Annotated in this window: 17 protein-coding genes; 11 read left to right on the top strand and 6 right to left on the bottom strand. The window is 63.9% G+C overall.

Annotated elements, in window-relative coordinates:
* The first annotated feature begins 73 nt into the window (after positions 1 to 73).
* The 4 genes from ACSH0F_RS02520 to ACSH0F_RS02505 all read left to right on the top strand — a co-directional run bounded on the left by ACSH0F_RS02520 (position 74) and on the right by ACSH0F_RS02505 (position 3,436).
* Entirely contained in the window at positions 74 to 265 is a 192-nt protein-coding gene (locus ACSH0F_RS02520; RefSeq protein WP_435199578.1) for a hypothetical protein, read from the top strand.
* On the top strand, positions 258 to 1,640 hold the full coding sequence (locus ACSH0F_RS02515) for a DUF5935 domain-containing protein (RefSeq protein ID WP_435199576.1): 1,383 nt from the start codon (positions 258 to 260) through the stop codon (positions 1,638 to 1,640). Before ACSH0F_RS02520 ends, ACSH0F_RS02515 begins: the two co-directional genes overlap by 8 nt.
* Positions 1,641 to 1,751: 111 nt before the next feature.
* Positions 1,752 to 2,201, top strand: coding sequence for a MaoC family dehydratase (locus tag ACSH0F_RS02510; RefSeq protein WP_278329160.1), 450 nt, complete (start codon positions 1,752 to 1,754; stop codon positions 2,199 to 2,201).
* A 56-nt stretch (positions 2,202 to 2,257) separates the two neighbouring features.
* A complete protein-coding gene (locus ACSH0F_RS02505; RefSeq protein ID WP_435199574.1) occupies positions 2,258 to 3,436 on the top strand; it encodes an acetyl-CoA C-acyltransferase in 1,179 nt (392 codons plus the stop codon).
* A 71-nt stretch (positions 3,437 to 3,507) separates the two neighbouring features.
* Here ACSH0F_RS02505 and ACSH0F_RS02500 read toward each other — a convergent pair whose 3' ends face one another.
* Positions 3,508 to 4,266, bottom strand: a complete 759-nt coding sequence (locus tag ACSH0F_RS02500; RefSeq protein WP_435199572.1) for a head GIN domain-containing protein — start codon at positions 4,264 to 4,266, stop codon at positions 3,508 to 3,510.
* A gap of 135 nt (positions 4,267 to 4,401) precedes the next feature.
* On the opposite strand from ACSH0F_RS02500, the gene ACSH0F_RS02495 reads away from it, so the two are divergent.
* Positions 4,402 to 5,004: a DUF4126 domain-containing protein gene (locus ACSH0F_RS02495; RefSeq protein ID WP_435199570.1), complete on the top strand. Its 603-nt coding sequence runs from the start codon at positions 4,402 to 4,404 to the stop codon at positions 5,002 to 5,004.
* A 5-nt stretch (positions 5,005 to 5,009) separates the two neighbouring features.
* Here ACSH0F_RS02495 and ACSH0F_RS02490 read toward each other — a convergent pair whose 3' ends face one another.
* A complete protein-coding gene (locus ACSH0F_RS02490; protein ID WP_435199568.1) occupies positions 5,010 to 6,248 on the bottom strand; it encodes a polyhydroxyalkanoate depolymerase in 1,239 nt (412 codons plus the stop codon).
* A gap of 163 nt (positions 6,249 to 6,411) precedes the next feature.
* Between ACSH0F_RS02490 and ACSH0F_RS02485 the strand changes: the two genes are divergently transcribed.
* From ACSH0F_RS02485 to ACSH0F_RS02465, 5 genes are all read left to right on the top strand, one after another.
* Positions 6,412 to 8,238: an ABC transporter transmembrane domain-containing protein gene (locus tag ACSH0F_RS02485; protein ID WP_435200535.1), complete on the top strand. Its 1,827-nt coding sequence runs from the start codon at positions 6,412 to 6,414 to the stop codon at positions 8,236 to 8,238.
* Positions 8,239 to 8,361: 123 nt separating this feature from the next.
* Positions 8,362 to 10,506 (top strand): M13 family metallopeptidase, encoded by a 2,145-nt coding sequence (locus ACSH0F_RS02480; RefSeq protein ID WP_435199566.1) that lies wholly within the window; start codon positions 8,362 to 8,364, stop codon positions 10,504 to 10,506.
* An 82-nt stretch (positions 10,507 to 10,588) separates the two neighbouring features.
* Positions 10,589 to 11,398, top strand: coding sequence for an undecaprenyl-diphosphate phosphatase (locus ACSH0F_RS02475; RefSeq protein ID WP_435199564.1), 810 nt, complete (start codon positions 10,589 to 10,591; stop codon positions 11,396 to 11,398).
* Positions 11,399 to 11,493: 95 nt separating this feature from the next.
* Positions 11,494 to 11,748 carry a GlsB/YeaQ/YmgE family stress response membrane protein gene (locus ACSH0F_RS02470; protein WP_435199562.1) on the top strand — a complete coding sequence of 85 codons (255 nt, stop codon included), beginning with the start codon at positions 11,494 to 11,496 and terminating at the stop codon, positions 11,746 to 11,748.
* A gap of 74 nt (positions 11,749 to 11,822) precedes the next feature.
* Positions 11,823 to 12,089 (top strand): hypothetical protein, encoded by a 267-nt coding sequence (locus ACSH0F_RS02465; RefSeq protein WP_435199560.1) that lies wholly within the window; start codon positions 11,823 to 11,825, stop codon positions 12,087 to 12,089.
* Between the two features lie 110 nt (positions 12,090 to 12,199).
* Here ACSH0F_RS02465 and phhA read toward each other — a convergent pair whose 3' ends face one another.
* On the bottom strand, positions 12,200 to 13,156 hold the full coding sequence (gene phhA / locus ACSH0F_RS02460; RefSeq protein WP_435199558.1) for a phenylalanine 4-monooxygenase: 957 nt from the start codon (positions 13,154 to 13,156) through the stop codon (positions 12,200 to 12,202).
* Positions 13,157 to 13,215: 59 nt separating this feature from the next.
* Here phhA and ppk2 point away from each other — a divergent pair, with 59 nt between their 5' ends.
* A complete protein-coding gene (gene ppk2, locus ACSH0F_RS02455) occupies positions 13,216 to 13,986 on the top strand; it encodes a polyphosphate kinase 2 (protein WP_435199556.1) in 771 nt (256 codons plus the stop codon).
* On the opposite strand, the gene ACSH0F_RS02450 is transcribed toward ppk2, so the two are convergent.
* The 3 genes from ACSH0F_RS02450 to ACSH0F_RS02440 are packed head-to-tail and all read right to left on the bottom strand — an operon-like array spanning position 13,983 to position 17,346.
* Positions 13,983 to 14,849 carry an FAS1-like dehydratase domain-containing protein gene (locus ACSH0F_RS02450; RefSeq protein ID WP_435199554.1) on the bottom strand — a complete coding sequence of 289 codons (867 nt, stop codon included), beginning with the start codon at positions 14,847 to 14,849 and terminating at the stop codon, positions 13,983 to 13,985. The genes ppk2 and ACSH0F_RS02450 overlap by 4 nt on opposite strands.
* A complete protein-coding gene (locus tag ACSH0F_RS02445; protein ID WP_435199552.1) occupies positions 14,849 to 16,093 on the bottom strand; it encodes an acetyl-CoA C-acetyltransferase in 1,245 nt (414 codons plus the stop codon). The genes ACSH0F_RS02450 and ACSH0F_RS02445 overlap by 1 nt, the downstream gene beginning before the upstream one ends.
* Positions 16,090 to 17,346 (bottom strand): CoA transferase, encoded by a 1,257-nt coding sequence (locus ACSH0F_RS02440; protein ID WP_435200533.1) that lies wholly within the window; start codon positions 17,344 to 17,346, stop codon positions 16,090 to 16,092. Before ACSH0F_RS02440 ends, ACSH0F_RS02445 begins: the two co-directional genes overlap by 4 nt.
* Positions 17,347 to 17,442: the final 96 nt, after the last annotated feature.

Genomic DNA, 17,442 nt, shown 5'->3' with positions numbered 1-17,442 from the left:
GCTTGTGACACAACAGGCTTAAGAGCGCGTCAACCGTAAGCTGGTAGTGGCCGCGCAAAGGACGGACCGCAGCTTGATCGACTATATCGCCCTCGGATTGACGCATGCGCTGATCATGCTGGCGCTGCTCCACGTGCTGGTGCGGCCCGATCTCGACCACGAGGATCCGCTGGCGGACGAGCCGGAGACTGTCCCGCCGCCGCCGCCATCGCCGCGCGACAAGCGGCGGGCGCGGCTGGCCGGTAAGCGGGGCGGCAATGCTTGATATCGCGTTGTTCCTGACGGTGGCGATCATGCTGGCCATGGGGATCAGGCGGCCCTTCATCTGGGTGCTCGCCTATCTCTATATCGATATCCTCGCGCCGCAGAAGATGAGCTGGTCGCTACTCCAGTCGCTGCCGATTTCGCTGATCGCCTTCCTCCTCGCTTTTGCCGGGTGGATGATCGGCGATACCAAGGCGAACACGCAGTTCACTGTGCGCCAGGGCATCCTGCTGGCGCTGCTCGGGTGGTGTTTCATGACGCTGCAATGGGCCGATTTCCCGGATTCGGCGCAGGCGAAATGGGACTGGGTGTGGAAGGCGCTGGTGTTCGGCATCTTCCTGCCGGTGACGCTGATCACGCGGCTGCGGATCGAGGTGGCGACTCTGGTCATGGTGCTGACGGCAGGCGCGATCATCATCTCCGCCGGCATGAAGACCGTGCTTGGCGGCGGGGGCTATGGCGACCTCTACCTGTTCGTGAACGACAATTCGAACATGTACGAAAGCTCCACCCTGGCGACGGTGGCGATCGCGATCATCCCCATCATCCTGTGGCTGGCGAAGCATTCGACAATATATCCGCCCGACTGGCGCGTAAAGACCTTTGCCACCCTGCTGATCTTCGCCTGCCTGACGATCCCCGTGGGGACCGAAGCGCGCACTGGCCTCGTCTGCATCGCCGTGCTCGGTGTTCTCATGCTGCGCGATGTGAAGAAGCGCATGCTTTACCTCTCCGGCGCGGCGGTGCTCGGGCTTGCTGCGCTGCCGTTCCTCCCGGCGAGCTATTACGAGCGCATGTCGACTCTGGGCTCGGTCCAGCAGGACCAGTCGGCTTCCACCCGCATGCAGGTCTGGGGCTGGACGCTCGACTATGTTTCGGAGCGGCCTTTGGGTGGCGGCTTCGACGCCTATCGCGGCAACAGCTTTACTTACAACCTACCGGTGGTCGAGACCGACGGCACTACGACCTCGGTGGAGTACAAGGAGATCACCGACGGCGGGCGGGCCTATCACAGCTCGATCTTCGAGATGCTCGGCGAACAGGGCTGGCCGGGCCTCTTCCTGTGGCTGGCCTTGCACGCCATCGGCCTGTGGCAGATGGAAAAGATCCGCAAGCGCTGGCGCGAACGTAAGGCGGCGGGCGAGCAGTGGCAGGCACCGCTCGCCAGCGCATTGCAGTTCGCGCAGATCGTCTACCTAGTCGGCGCGACCTTCCAGGGGATAGCCTTCCAGCCTTTCGTCCTGATGCTGGTCGGCCTGCAGATCGGCCTGTGGACCTATTGCAAGAAGCGCGAGTCGGCGAAGGTCGAGCTCGCCCGCAAGGCCGCGCGCGACGCCCGCCGCGCGGCTGCCTCGGCCAATCCCGCGATGCCGTAAGGGCAGCATCGGCGCGGTTGCGCCGGTCCTGTCCATGCGCCATGAGTCGCGCCGCACGCGCGGCTGCGGAGTCGCGCAAACCCCAGGATTTCGCGAAGAGGAGACGCGTCTATGAGCCCGCAGGAACTGGCAGAGAAAGTCGGCGAGAATATCGGCACCAGCGAATGGGTCGAGATGAGCCAGGAGCGCATCAACCAGTTCGCCGATGCGACCGGCGATCACCAGTTCATCCATATCGACGAGGAAAAGGCCAAGATGACGCCGTTCGGCGGCACCATTGCGCATGGCTTCCTGACCCTGTCGATGATCCCCTATCTCGGCGCGAATTCGGACATGCCGAAGATCGACGGCGTGAAGATGGGCGTAAACTACGGCGGCAACAAGACGCGCTTCATCAGCCCCGTCCGCAGCGGCAAGCGCATCCGCGGCCACTGGAAGCTGGTCGAAATGATCGAGAAGCGCCCCGGCCAGTGGCAGCAGACCAGCGAGATCACGATGGAGATCGAAGGCGAGGACAAGCCCGCCCTGATCACCGAATGGATCACCCAGCTTTTTGTCTGATTTCCCCCTCCTCCCCAAGAGGCATCGGACCCCAATAGCAATTCAAGGAAATACCCATGCGTGACGCAGTCATCGTCTCCACCGCCCGCACCGCCATCGGCCGCGCCTACAAGGGCGGGTTCAACGACACCAAGGGCCCGACGCTCGGCTCCTACTCCCTGAAGCCCGCGATCGAGCGCGCCGGTATCGAAGCCGGCGAAGTCGACGATGTGCTGTGGGGCGCCGCGCTTCAGCAGGGCACGCAGGCCGGCAACCTCGCCCGCCAGGTCGCGCTGCGCGCCGGTTGCCCGATCGGCACCAGCGGCATGACCATCGACCGCCAGTGCTCTTCGGGCCTGATGAGCATTGCCACGGCGGCGAAGCAGATCATCACGGATCGCATGGACGTGGTTGCCGCCGGCGGCCAGGAAAGCATTTCGCTGGTCCAGACCAAGGAAATGCGCGTGATGCCCGATCCGGAGCTGATTGCGATGCACGGCGCCATCTACATGCCGATGTTGCAGACCGCGGAAACGGTCGCCCAGCGCTATGGCATTTCGCGCGACGCGCAGGACGAATACGCCCTCCAGAGCCAGCAGCGTACTGCCAAGGCGCAGGAAGAAGGCCGCTTCGACGACGAGATCGTGCCCGTCAGCACCACCCACAAGGTGCAGGACAAGGAAACCGGCGAGATTTCGGACGTCGACATCACCATCGCCAAGGACGAGGGCAATCGCCCCTCGACCACGCTGGAAGGCCTGCAGGGTCTGAAGCCGGTGATGGGTGAGGGCACCACGATCACGGCCGGCAACGCTTCGCAGCTGTCGGACGGCTCCTCGGCCAGCGTGCTGATGGAAGCTAAGGTCGCCGAACAGCGCGGCCTCGAACCGCTCGGTCTCTATGTCGGCATGGCAGTCGCCGGGACCGAGCCCGACGAGATGGGCATCGGACCGATCTTCGCAATCCCCAAGCTGCTCAAACGCTTCGACCTCAGCGTCGACGACATCGGCATCTGGGAACTGAACGAAGCCTTCGCGGTGCAGGTGCTCTACTGCCGCGACAAACTCGGCATCGATAACGACAAGCTGAACGTCAGTGGCGGTTCGATCTCGATCGGTCACCCCTACGGCATGACCGGCGCACGCTGCACCGGCCACGTGCTGCTCGAAGGCAAGCGTCGCGGTGCCAAGTATGGCGTCGTCACCATGTGCGTCGGCGGCGGCATGGGCGCAGCGGGTCTGTTCGAGATCTTCTGACGGCGCTCAGCGAGTTTTGAACTTAGGAGGGGAGCGGGCGACCGCTCCCCTTTTTCGTGAGGGCTGCCGCCTCAGCGCCGCGCGATGCGGCCCGAGCCGTTGCGTTCCTTGCGCAGGATGCGCTCCGCCGAACGGTAGCGGATTTCGCCCGAGCCGTTGAGCACGGCATCGAGTTCGCCCACGTCGCCCGCCTCGATCGTGCCGGAGCCGTTCAGTGTCGCGTCCAGCTTGCGCAGGGAGCCCATGCGGATTTCGCCCGAGCCTTCGATGTCGGCATCGACGTAGGACAGTCGCGCGGGGGCAAGGTCGATATCGCCGGAGCCACCGATCAGCGCGCGGACATCGCCCACTACGCCGCCCAGTTCGATATCGCCCGACCCGCCGATCGAAAGGTCGATCGCGCGGGCGTTCCACCCGTCGAACCGCACGTCGCCGCTGGCATTGATTGCGACCGCATCGAGGCTGGGCACGGTCAGTACGGCGCGGATACCGATCCGAGTGCGGAAGCTGCCGGCGGTGTCGAGCGACAACGTCCCGCCCCCGCTGCGCGCGCGGACCAAATCGATGAGATTGTCCTCGGCGGTAATCACCAGCGACCGGCTCGCGCCCTGGCGGATGACGACATCGACCGGTCCGTCGATCGCCAGTCGGTCGAAGCTGCCGATCGCGCGGTTCTCGGTCACGAGCTCACCCGAACCGGTGATCTGGGTGTCGCCGTAACCGTAAGTCGAGTCCTTCCAACCGCCGTTGTCACCCGCTGTCGCACCGCCGCAGGATGCCAACGCGACGAGAGCGCTGCAGGTCGCAGCCAAAATCGTGAATATCCTCATTTTCGATCTCCCATATGTTTACAGATGTAAACGTTAGGGCATCGAGGGAGCGGCAGTCAATTCGCGCATCGGCGCTCCGTCGGGCCACGAATGGCGTTGGACGAAGTGCGCCGTTCAGGCTTATGCTGCGCATCCATGGGCATCATGGAAATCATCGGCATCGCAGGAAGCGTCAGCCTGCTGGCCGGCTGGCGGCTCTATCTCTGTATCTTCGCCACTGGCCTCGCCATGCGGATGGACGTGGTGCCCCTGCCCGAGCATCTCGCCAGCCTCGATGTGCTCGCCAGCCCGTGGGTGATGAGCATCGCCGCGCTGGCTGCCGTGGCGGAGTTCTTCGCCGACAAGGTGATGTGGCTCGATTCGATTTGGGACGCGGTGCACACCTTCGTGCGACCGATCGGCGGCGCCCTTCTCGCGCTGGCCATCGTCGATCCGTCGGACCCGACAGTGCAGGTCGTCGCGTTCCTGCTCGGCGGCGGTGCCAGCTTTGCTGCGCACGCAGGCAAGGCCGGCGCCCGCGGCGTGGTCAATGCGAGCCCCGAACCGGTCAGCAATGTCGCCGTATCGACTGCCGAGGACGTGGCGACCGTCGGCCTGCTTTATCTCGCCTACGAATTCCCGCTGATTGCAGCGGGGATCGCGGTCGTGTTGCTCGGCCTGACGATCTGGCTGCTGGTGATTGCCCGGCGCATTATCGGCAAGTTGTTCGGGCGCGGCAAGGAACCACCGGTCGCCTAGGCCATCTAGCCATGCGCGGCGATGAATTCCTCGACCACCGGGGCGATTTTGGTGCGCCAGCGGCTGCCGTTGAAGATGCCGTAGTGGCCTGCGCCTTCCGCCATGAAGTAGCGTTTCTTCGATACGTCCAGGCCCGGCGTCAGCTCCAGCGCGGCGCGCGTCTGGCCTAACCCCGAGATGTCGTCGCGCTCGCCCTCGATCGCGAGGATCGCGGTGTCGGCGATATCGCCGAGATCGACGCGCTTGCCGCGATGAGCAAAGGTTCCGTTCGGCAAGGCATGGTCCTGGAAGACGACTTCGACGGTCTGGAGATAGAATTCCGCCGTCATGTCGGCGACGCTGCGATACTCGTCGTAGAAATCTTTGGTCGCCTGCGCGCTTTCCTCGTCGCCGGCAGTGAGGTGCTTGAACATCTCGTAATGGCTCATCAGGTGATTGCCGAGATTCATGCTCATGAAGCCGGCCAACTGCATAAAGCCGGGATAGACCCGCCGCCCCGCACCGCGATACTGCATCGGCACGGTAGCGATGACATTGTGGCGGAACCACTCGATCGGGCGATCCATGGCGAGGTCGTTGACCGTGGTGGGCGAACAGCGCGTGTCGATCGGGCCGCCCATCATGGTGAGGGTCTTGGGCGCGCAGGGGTGCTTGTCGCGGTTCATGATCGCAGTGGCGGCGAACACCGGCACCGACGGCTGGCAGACTGCCATCACATTAGCGCCTTCACCGATATGCTCGAGGAAGCCGATGACGTAATCGATGTAATCGTCGAGATCGAACTCGCCCTCGTGCAGCGGGACCGTCTTGGCATCGGCCCAGTCGGTCACGAAGACGCGGTAGTTCTGCAGCATCCGCTCCACCGTGCCGCGCAGCAGCGTAGCAAAATGGCCGCTCATCGGCGCGACCACCAGCAGGCGCGGCGCATCCTCGGGAAGGCTCTCTCGATAAAATTCCTTCAAGTCGCCGAACGGGCGATTGATGACGGTTGCCTCGATCACCGGATCGGCCTTGCCGTCCACTTCGACCGCCTCGATACCCCAGGCGGGCTTGCCGTAGGGTGCGGCGGCATGGGCAAAAACTTCCAGCGCGCTCGCAGCAGTCGAGCCCAGGCCCATATAGCCCATCGGGCCGACATAATTCATCGGGTTCGACGGGTTGGAGAGCATCTCCGCCCCGATCGAAGCCCAGGCGCTAGCGGAATTGAGCCAGCTGCGCTGGAGTTCGTAGGCGTGGTATAACATGTTCGTCCCCTGCTGGCCGGTGGTTCGTCTTTTACCGTGCCGCGACCTGAAAGTCGGGTATCCTGACGTCTGTGCGCCCATTGTGCAATGCACAAGGGAAGGAAATGTGCCGAATACCGCGTCCGCTGTGGATTTTCGCGTCCGCCGCGCTTAGGTGAGCCGCATGTACGGGCCGGCCAATACTGCACCGCGGAAAAAGCGGTTGTTCCAGCGCAAGGCGCGCGGGGACGAGGCGCAGCCGCGGTCGCTGAAGCCGCTGCGCATGGTCTGGCAGTCGGCGAAGCGATACCCCGGCCATGTCGCCCTGGCGATCCTCGCATTGTTCATCACCGCCGGCGCGACCCTGGCCATCCCGGCAGGGTTCAAGATGGTGATCGACCGCGGCTTTGCGGAGGGCGGCAATGCGGACGAAATGCGCTTCTGGTTCCAGTCGCTGCTCGGCATCGTCGGCGTGCTCGCGGTGGGCACGGCGATGCGGTTCTATTTCGTCAGCTGGCTGGGTGAGCGTGTCGTCGCCGACATTCGCCTGCGTGTGCAGCGCAACTTGCTGCGGCTCGCTCCGGGTTTCTATGAAGAGAATAGCCCCAAGGAAATTTCCAGCCGGATGACCAGCGACACGGCGCTGATCGAGACGGTGGTCGGCACCACGATTTCGGTGGCGCTGCGCAACACGCTGATGGCGATCGGCGGGACCGCCTATCTCTTCTGGCTCGTGCCGAGCCTCACGATGGGATTGTTCTTGGTAATCCCGGCAATCGTCGTCCCGATCACCTATTTCGGACGGCGCCTGCGCAAGGTCAGCCGCACCAGCCAGGACCGGGTGGCCGATATCGGCGCCATGGTGACCGAGGTGCTGTCCGCGATGAAAATCGTGCAGGGCTTCAACCAGGAAAGTCGCGAGCACGAGCGCTTCGAGGCCGCCGTCGAGCGGACCTTCATCGTCGCCAAGCGGCGCGTCATCATCCGCGCGATCATGACCGCAGTGGTCATTCTCTGCGTCTTCGGCGGTATCACGCTGCTGGTCTGGCGCGGCGCGGAGGCCGTGGGCGAGGGCACTATATCGGGCGGGACGATAGCCGCATTCGTGCTGACGGCGGGCCTCGTGGCAGGTGCCTTCGGCGCGCTGACCGAGGTTTATGGCGACCTGCTGCGCGGATCAGGGGCGGCCAGCCGCCTCGCCGAACTGCTCGAGGAGACGCCGACCATCACTCCGCCGGCCCGCCCGCAGACCCTGCCGGAGCCGCCACGCGGCAGCCTGTCGTTCCGCAATGTGACATTCCGCTACCCCACCCGGTTGGAGGCACCGGCACTGATCGACTTCAACCTCGAAGTCGAGCCGGGCGAAACGGTCGCCATCGTCGGCCCATCAGGGGCGGGCAAGTCGACCATTTTCCAGCTGGCCGAGCGCTTCTACGATCCGCAGGCCGGCTCCATCCGCCTCGATGGCGTGCCGCTGACCGGCGCGGATCCGGCGGAAATCCGCCGCCGCATGGCCTACGTCCCGCAGGAAGGCGTGCTGTTCAGCGCGAATGCCCGCGACAATTTGCGCTATGGCAATTGGGACGCGAGCGACGAGGCAATCTGGTCCGCCGCGCGGGCAGCCAATGCGGCGGAGTTTCTCGAGAAGCTGCCCAAGGGTCTCGATACTTACCTCGGCGAGAGCGGCACGCAGCTATCGGGCGGGCAGCGCCAGCGGCTGGCCATCGCTCGCGCACTTCTGCGCGATGCGCCGATCCTGCTGCTGGACGAAGCGACCAGTGCCCTCGATGCGGAAAGCGAACGGCTGGTCCAGGATGCGCTCGAGCACCTGATGGCGGAGCGCACCACGCTCGTTATCGCCCACCGCTTGTCGACCGTGCGGGCTGCGGATCGCATCGTGGTGATGGAGGACGGACGCATCGTCGAGCAGGGCACGCATGACCAGCTTTCGGCGAACGGCGGGCTTTATGCGCGGCTCGCGAAGTTGCAATTCGTGCTCGAAACTGCCTGATTCCTCGCTCAAAGCGTTGTTTGAGCCGATAAACTGCATCGCACGCGCGACGAAAGCTGTTAGTTAATGATTATCCGATTCCGGCCCCCCGGCCGGGTGACTGCGATTGGGAGACTGCACATAATGATCCGTACCATGCTTGCCGCCGGTGCGAGCGCTCTTGCGCTCGGCCTGGCGACCCCGGCCCTCGCCGACGACCATACCGAAGCCAACATGGCCGAGGAAACCAACGAACTGCCCACCATGAGCTTCGGCGAATGGGGCTTCGATCCGGCGACGCTTTCCCCGGATGTCGATCCGGGTGACGACTTCTTCGCCTATGCGAACCAGGAATGGCTCGACGCCAACCCCCTGCCTGCCGAATTCAGCAGTTTCGGCGCCTTCAACCTGTTGCGCGAAAAATCCACTAGCGACGTGAAAACGCTGGTGGACGAACTGAACGCCAAGGACCCGGCCTCGCTGACTGCGAATGAGAAGCGGATCGTGGCGGTCTACGATTCCTACCTTGATACGGATGCTATCGATGCCGCGGGCATGTCTGCCGCCCAGCCGTATCTGGAGCGTATCCAGGCGGCCGACAGCATTGACGCGCTGCTGACGCTGTGGGCGACTCCGGGATACCCTTCGCCTCTTGGAGGCGGCGTGAATGTCGATGCAAAGGAAACCGATCGCTACTCGGTCTATCTCAGCTCCGGCGGCCTCGGCCTGCCCGATCGCGATTATTATACCGACACCAGCGAGAAGGGCGAAAACATCAAGGCGAAGTACAAGGAGTACCTCACCTTCCTGATGGGCAAGGCCGGTTACGAGGATCCCGCTGCAGCCGCGATGGCGGTCTACGGCTTCGAGGACACGATCGCCCGCACGATTTCGAGCGACCGCGCGGCCAGCCGCAATGTCGACCTGTTCTACAATCCCTTCACCCCCGCCGAACTCGGCGAGCTTGCGGGCGATTTCCCGATCGAGACCATGATCGAGGCCTCGGGCTTCGGTGAGGCGGATCGCTTCGTCGTGACCAACCTGCGTCCGAGCGCGGAGCGGGCCGAGGAAATCGGCCTCGACGCCGAAGCCATGGCGAAGCTTGGCAAGGGCTTCACCGGCATGCTCGAACTGCTCGGAACGACCGACCTCGCCACGCTCAAGGCGTGGACGATCAAGGAATTCCTCGACAACAACGCCGCCATCCTCGGCTCCGACATCGATGAAGCCGACTTCGCGTTCTACGGTACGCTGCTGCGCGGCACGCCCGAACAGCGCCCGCGCTGGAAACGCGCCATCGGCGAGACGGAAAGCCAGTTCGGGGAACTGCTCGGCGCATCCTATGTCGAGCGATATTTCCCGCCCGCCAGTAAGGAAGCGATGGACGAGCTGGTCGCGAACCTGCGCATCGCACTCGCCGAATCGCTCGCCGAGATCGACTGGATGAGCGAAGCTTCGAAAGAGCAGGCCATGGCCAAGCTCGACAGCTTCGATCCGAAGATCGGCTATCGCGACAATCTCGAGACTTACGAAGGTCTCGATGTGAAGGCGGGCGATCCGCTGGGCAACCGGATGGCGGCGGCACACTGGGCGTGGCGCGACATGCTCGACAAGCTGGGCGGCCCGATCGACCGCACCGAATGGGGCATGCTGCCGCAGACGGTGAACGCCTATTACAACCCGCTGAAGAACGAGATCGTTTTTCCTGCCGGTATCCTGCAGCAGCCGTTCTTCGGTCCGAATGCGGACCCCGCGGTCAATTACGGTGCGATCGGCGGCGTCATCGGACACGAGATCGGCCACGGTTTCGACGACCAGGGATCGAAGTTCAGCGCTACCGGCGCGCTCGAGAACTGGTGGACGGACGAGGATCGCGCCAATTTCGACGGCCTGACCGATGCGCTGGTAGAGCAGTACAACGGCTTTTGCCCGCTCGACGATGGTGAAACCTGCGTCAACGGCCGCCTCACGCTGGGCGAGAACATCGGCGACCTCGGCGGTCTCTCGATGGCCTACCGCGCCTACAAGCTGGCGACCGAGGGCAAGGACGTGCCGGTGATCGACGGCCTGACCGGCGACCAGCGCTTCTTCCTCGCCTGGGCACAAGTCTGGCGTACGGCCCAGCGGGACGACGCACTGCGTCAGCAGCTGCGCACCGATCCGCACAGCCCGCCCTATTACCGTGTGAACGGCGTCGTGCGGAACTTCGACGAATGGTATGAAGCGTTCAACGTGACGCCGGAGGACGATCTCTACCTGCCGCCGGAAGAGCGCATCCGCATCTGGTAACAGCGCGGCTTGCCGCAAAAACATCGAACGGGCGGGGCGGGTCACTTGACTTGTCCCGCCCTTTCTTCATGCACCGGCGGCAATGAACACTACCATCACTGCCATTCTGCTCGGTATTCTCGAAGGTCTGACCGAATTTCTTCCGGTATCATCGACCGGGCACCTGATCCTCGCCCAAGGGTTTTTCGGCTACGATCCCGCTCAGTGGAGCCAGTTCAACGTCGTCATCCAGCTAGGTGCCATCCTCGCGGTTGTCGTTTCCTACTGGTCTCTATTCTGGCGAATGGGCACCGGTTTCCTCAGATGGGAAACCGAGTCGGTACGTTTCGTGCGAAATATCGTCCTAGGTTTCGTACCGGCGGCGATCATCGGTTTGCTCGCTAAGGATACCATCGATGTCATGCTCGGGAGCCCGGTGGTTGTTGTTGTGGCGCTGGTTCTGGGAGGCGTCGCCATTCTGGTCCTGGAAAAGGTTATCCCGCCAAGCGAAGACACCGGAGTTGCCGCACTGTCCTGGAGGGTCTGTTTGGCAATCGGCCTGGCCCAATGCCTCGCGATGATACCCGGCACCAGCCGATCCGCGTCGAGCATCCTGGGGGCGCTGGCGATGGGGGTGGGCAGGAAGACTGCAGCTGAGTTTTCATTCTTTCTTGCTGTCCCGACGATGCTCGGGGCGGCGACGGTAAAGATTTTCGATGATCCGGCTCTGTTGTCAGGCACCGCGGCCATCGGATGGGCGGAAATCGCGTTGGGCTTCACCGCCGCCTTCCTGACCGCTCTGGCAGTCATTCGGCTGTTCGTTGCTTACGTCGCAAAGCACGGCTTCGCTCCCTTTGCCTGGTATCGCATTGTGATCGGTAGCATCGGATTCTACTGGTTCGTCCTCGCGTAATCAGTCGCCGCCGTCGAATTTCGGACATAAAGTCTGGAACCAAACATGACAGCAAACCTTATGGGGCTGAATGTAGTAACGAAGGAATGCCTGACATGGGTCTCCTCATCCTGATTGTCGTGGGCGCCATCCTAGGATGGCTTGCGACAATCGTTCTCAGGATCGAAGACGGCCGCACCATTGCGATGAACGCAGGTGTCGGCGTCCTCGGATCACTGCTCGCCGGCCTTGTTGCCAGCGGCGGATCCGTGGTCGGCGCGGTCAGCGGCATCGCCCTGTTGTGGGCCGTTGTCGGAGCTGCCGTTGCAATCGGCATTTTCAATTTCGTGCGCCAGCGTGCCTATCAATAAGCGATAGACTGCAATCGTACCACGAAAGGAGCCGCCGCATGTTGCAGCGGCTCGCCAATACAAGGGGAATAAACATGAAGTTCAACAAGACCACGATCGTCGCGTCGGCCGCCGCTCTCAGCCTCGGCCTCGCAGCATGTGACGGCCCGACTGAAGAGGCCATGGAAGATAACGCAGAGATGCAGGAATCGGAACTCGACGCACAGGCTGAAGCCATGGAAGACGCCGGCGCTCCGGAAGCCGAAGTCGAAGCTATGGAAGACCAGGCTGATGCCGTGGAAGACCAGGGCGAAGAGATGGCCGACACCGTCGGTGAGGAGATGGACGGCAACGAGATGTAATCTCGTTTGCGAAGTCTTTGCGGCCAAGCTCCTGTAGTTTGGTCGAAGCAAGACGGCCCCGGAGCGATCCGGGGCCGTTTTCGTCTGGCAGATCGGCTATGCCCGAATGATCAGACCGCTTTTGCACCGCTCCCGCGTCCGCCGCGTAGCGTGTATTCCAGCGTGCCTTCGTTGACCACGTAATCGACGTCGATCAACGCCGTATTGGCATAGGTAAAGCCCGGGCCCAGGCTGCGATAGAGCTTGTCGAAATCGCGCTCCACCGTCTGGCGGTAGAGATCCTCGAAGCTCTCGATCACGAAATAGGTCGGCTGCAGATCGCTGATCACGTAATCGGTGCGCATCACGCGGTCGACGTTCAGCATTATGCGGTTGGGGCTCTGCGCCTCGGTCGCATAGACCACTTCCGTCGGCCCCGAGAGGATGCCTGCGCCATAGGCACGAATGTCGCCCGGCGCTTCCTGAAGCAGGCCGAACTCGACCGTGTACCAATATAGCGCGCCCAGCGCCTTCAGCCGGTTATAGCGCATCGCCTTCCACCCGGCGCGGCCGTATTCCTGCATGTAATCGGCATAGACCGGATCGGTCAGCATCGGCACATGGCCGAACACGTCGTGAAAAACGTCCGGCTCCTGGATGTAGTCGAAAGTCTCGCGCGTCCGAATGAAGTTGCCCGCGGGGAACCGGCGATTGGCGAGGTGCCAGAAGAACACGTGATCGGGGATCAGCATCGGCACGGGCACCACGCTCCACCCGGTGAGCTTGTCCAGCTCTTCGCTCAGCGTGCCGAATTCGGGCACACCGCCGCGCCCGAGATCTAGTTTTTCGGTGCCCTCCATGAAGGCCGTCGCCGCCCGGCCGGGCAGCACCTTCATCTGGCGCGCGAAAAGATCGTCCCAGATCGCATCGTCTTCGCTGTCGTATTCGGTCTGCTTCGGCTCCAGCCAGTCCTCGCCGACATGCTCGGGCCGTTTGAGCGGAGCGGTGAATACATCTGCCGGAAGGTCCGGCAGCCGGCTAAAGTCCTGTTCGGAACCTGCCTGTTCGTTATCTGTAAGTGTCGCCATATCGTTACCGGTGATACTGGGTTTGCGTCCTTTGTTCAAACGAAGCCGGAGATCGCCCGATGAAACGCAAGCAATACGAAGCCGCGCTCGATCCGATGGAGGAGGAACTCGTCGGCATGGCCCGTTGGGCGCGCACGACCGGGCAGCGGATCGTGGTGCTGTTCGAGGGCCGCGACACCGCAGGCAAGGGCGGCGCGATCAAGGCGGTGCGCGAACGGCTCAATCCGCGTCAGTGCCGCGTGGTGGCGCTTTCCAAGCCGACCGAGGCCGAACAGACGCAATGGTATTTTCAGCGCTATGTCCAGCACCTGCCCAGCGCGGGCGAGATCGTCCTGTTCGATCGCAGCTGGTACAATCGCGCCGGGGTGGAGCAGGTGATGGGCTATGCCTCGCAGGCCGAGGTCGACGCATTTCTGGAACAGGCGCCGGTGTTCGAGAAGATGCTGATCGATGACGGCATCCTGCTGTTCAAATACTGGCTGACCACCGATCAGGCACAGCAGGAAGAGCGGCTGCGCGAACGGTTGGAAGATCCGCTGAAGCGCTGGAAGCTGTCGCCGATCGATCTCGCCGCGCGCGCAAAATACGATGCCTATACGGCGGCGCGCGAGGCCATGCTGGCCGCGACGCATACCGAGCATGCGCCCTGGACCCTAGTGGATTTCAACGACCAGAAACGCGGCCGGCTGACGCTGGTGCGCGACCTGCTCGACCGTTTGCCCGACACGCATGTCGACCCGCCTGCGATCGATTTTCCCGAGCTGGGCCGCGATCCGTCCACGGAAAGCTATTCGGTGCTAAAGCCCATTGCGCCCTATCCGCTGGACTAGGCGAGGCTGGCTCGGGCCTTCAGGCACTCGCGCCCGTCGGCGGCAATCGCAGCGAGTTCGATGCCCGCTTCGCCCTGCCGCAGCGCCAGATGGAGCGGCTCGTCTGCAATCGCCGGGCTGATCGCGCGGAAACCGAAGCTGGCGAGGCGATTGTCGCCGAACTCGCGCGCCGCCAATTGCAGCAACAGGCTCGCCATCAGCGGCCCGTGCACCACCAACCCGCGATAGCGCTCCACATCACGCGCATAAGGCGCATCGTAATGGATGCGGTGGGTATTGAAGGTCAGCGCGGAATAGCGGAACAGCAGGCGGGGATCGGGCACCAGCATTAGATGCGCGTCCCAATTCGCCGGGTTGAATGAACCCCCTGTCGTAGGCGGGCTGAGCGGCGCGTCGCTTGCTGCCGCCTCGCGATAAACCAGCGTCTGTCGTTCGGTAACCGCCAGCGCTCCATCGGCGCTGGTGCGGTGATCGACATCGACGAAGACGAGCGTGCCGCTGCGCCCCGATTTCTCCTCGATCGACGCGATGCGGGACACGCGCTCGATCTGCGCGCCGATGGCGATGGGCGCATGGAACTGCATCTTGCTCGCCGCCCACATCCGGCGCGGGAGCGGTACCGGCGGAAAGAAACTGTCGGCACTGTCGCTGCGCTCGGGGTGACCATCCTCGCCCAAGGCTTCGGTCGGCGCATCCGGTGTGCAAAGACACAGATGGATCCCCTGCGGCATCGCACCGTCGTCGGGAGCCGGAAGATCAAAGGTGCCCGCCCAGCGCGCTGCAAGCGCCGGGTCGAGCCGGTCGTGCGAAACCTGCTCGCGCCCCAGCCAGTCGGACCAGTCCTGTGCGGCGGCGTCGCTCATCAGGCCGCCCGTTCGAAGATCGCAGCCATGCCTTGGCCGCCGCCGATGCACATGGTTTCGAGACCATAGCGGACTTCGCGGCGCTGCATCTCGTGCGCCATATCGGCGAGGATGCGGATGCCGGTCGCGCCGATAGGATGGCCGAGCGAAATGCCCGAGCCGTTTACGTTCACGATCTCGCGGCGACTGTCGTCTTCGGCAAAACCCCAGCCTTTCAGGACGGCAAGGGCCTGCGGCGCGAAGGCTTCGTTGAGTTCGATCAGGCCGATGTCGTCCCAGCCCATGCCGGTGCGCTCGAACAGCTTCTCGACCGCCGGGACCGGGCCGATGCCCATGCGACTGGGGTCGCAACCGGCCGCGCTCCAGCTGTTGAACCACAGGATCGGTTCGAGGCCGAGTTCCTCGATCTTGTCTTCCGCCACCACGAGGCAGGCTGCCGCGGCGTCGTTCTGCTGGCTGGCATTGCCTGCCGTCACGATGGCATCGGGATCGCGCTTCAGATCGATGGCGCGCAATTTGCCCAGCGTCTCCATGTCGGCATCGGCGCGGAAGCCTTCGTCCTTTGTGAAGACGACCGGATCGCCGCGGCGCTGCGGGATCTCGACGGGGACCAGCTGCTCGTCGAACTTGTCCTCCTCCCAGGCCTTGGCGGCGTTCTGGTGTGAACGGACGGCAAAGGCATCGGACGCCTCGCGCGAAATATCGTAATCCTTGGCGAGATTCTCGGCGGTCTCGATCATGCCGGTGATGACGCCAAAGCGCTCGATCGGCTGGCTCATCAGCCGCCCGCGCGTCAGCCGGTCCCACAACACCATGTCGCCCATGCGCGCGCCCATGCGGGCTTTGGTGGTATAGTGCTCGACATTGGACATGCTCTCGACGCCGCCCGCCAGCACGCAATCGGCGACGCCGGTCTGCACCATCATCGCCGCCGTCGCGACGGCCTGCAGGCCCGAGCCGCAGCGCCGGTCGAGCTGGAAGCCGGGCACTTCGATCGGATAGCCTGCCGCCAGCCAGCTCCAGCGCCCGATGGCCGGTGCCTCGCCGCTGCCGTATCCCTGGCTGAAGACGACATCGTCCACGCGCATCGGATCGACTCCGCTGCGCTCGACCAGCGCCTTGATGATGATTGCGCCCAGCTCCCCCGCCTCAAGCGGGGCGAGCGTGCCGAGGAACTTGCCCACCGGCGTGCGCAGCGGCTTGCAGATGGCGACGCGGCGGAGGGACTGGCTGGGTGACGTCATGGCATGATCCTGGTTTTGGAATAGTCGTGGTTATCGTCGCTCGGGGCGGCGACGCCGCTGTCCATCAGCTTGCCGATCGCTCCGGAGGACAGGCCGAGCGTGTCGGCCAGCACCTGTTCGGTGTGTTCGCCGAGATAGGGCGCACGTTGCGGCTCGCCACGCGGCTTGTCGGGGATGTTGGCGAAGCTGCGGGCGACCGGATAGTCGAAACCGCTCGGATTGTCCGGCGTGCGCCCGAACAGCGGATTGTCGCCCACCAGCTGCGGGTCCTGCGCCGCCTCGTAAGGCGTGCGATAGCGCTCGTAGGTCGTGCCCGCCGCCGCCATGCGCTTTTCGAGCTCGGCATATTCGTGCTGGCCGGCGACGGACTGGAACAGGCCGAGCAGCCGGTCGCGGTGCTGGAAGCGGGGCGTGTCGCCATCGGCGAAGCGCACGCCGAGCTCTGCCTCGAGCGCGGCGATCTCGTCTTCCAGCCCGAAGGCTTCGACGATGCCGTGCCATTGCTTGGCGGTGAGCGCTGCGACCATGAAACGCACGCCGTCGCGGGTGATCATGTCGCTGCCGAATGCGCCCCAGATGGCGTTGCCGAGCCGCTCCCGGTCGCCGCCGCGGAACAGCATTTCGGCTATCGTGCCGCTATTGGCGAGCGTGCCGATGGCGACGTCGCCCAGCGGCACGCGGATTTCGGCGCCTTCGCCGGTAGCGTCACGGTGGCGGAGCGCCGCGAGCAGGGTGAAGGCGCAATAGGCACCCGTGAGAAAGTCCCAGGCCGGCATCAGCTGGTTGACCGGGGGCGCGGTTTCCGGGTCCCAGTCGGCGGGGCCGGTCATCAGCGGATAGCCGCTGGCGGCATTGACGGTGAAATCCATCGCCTGGCGGCCGTCATGCCAGCCCATGATGCGGACGGAGATCATGTCCTCGCGCGCTTTTGCCATGGCGGCGTGGCTGAGGAAGCTCTTTTCCGGCAGGTTGGTGACGCATTGACCCACAGCGCTGGCGAGTTCGACGCACAGCTCCCGCCCTTCGCCGCTGCGCAAGTCCAGCGCGACCGATTTCTTCGCGCGGTTGAGGTTCTCCCACGCCAGCGAGCGGCCGTTGTCCGCCAGCATGAAGCGATCATAATCGAGCCCGCCGTCCTTGTGGTCGACGCGGATGACCTCGGCCCCGAACTGCCCGCAGTACAGGCCGACCGTCGGCGAGGCGACGAAGCTGGAGACTTCGATGACGGAGAGACCGGAGAGGAAGTCGTACATTTTAGTGGCGTGCGCTGACGACATCCGTCGTCAGCTTGCGGCTGTTCCATCCCGCTCCCCCACCCGGCCACCCATAAGATACCGTGCCGTGGGTGG

This window comes from Qipengyuania sp. 902 (genome assembly GCF_051195295.1).
In the GTDB taxonomy this organism is placed as follows: domain Bacteria; phylum Pseudomonadota; class Alphaproteobacteria; order Sphingomonadales; family Sphingomonadaceae; genus Qipengyuania.
The sequence above is the reverse complement of the archived record's forward strand: the minus strand, read 5'-3'. Positions and strand labels throughout refer to the sequence as shown.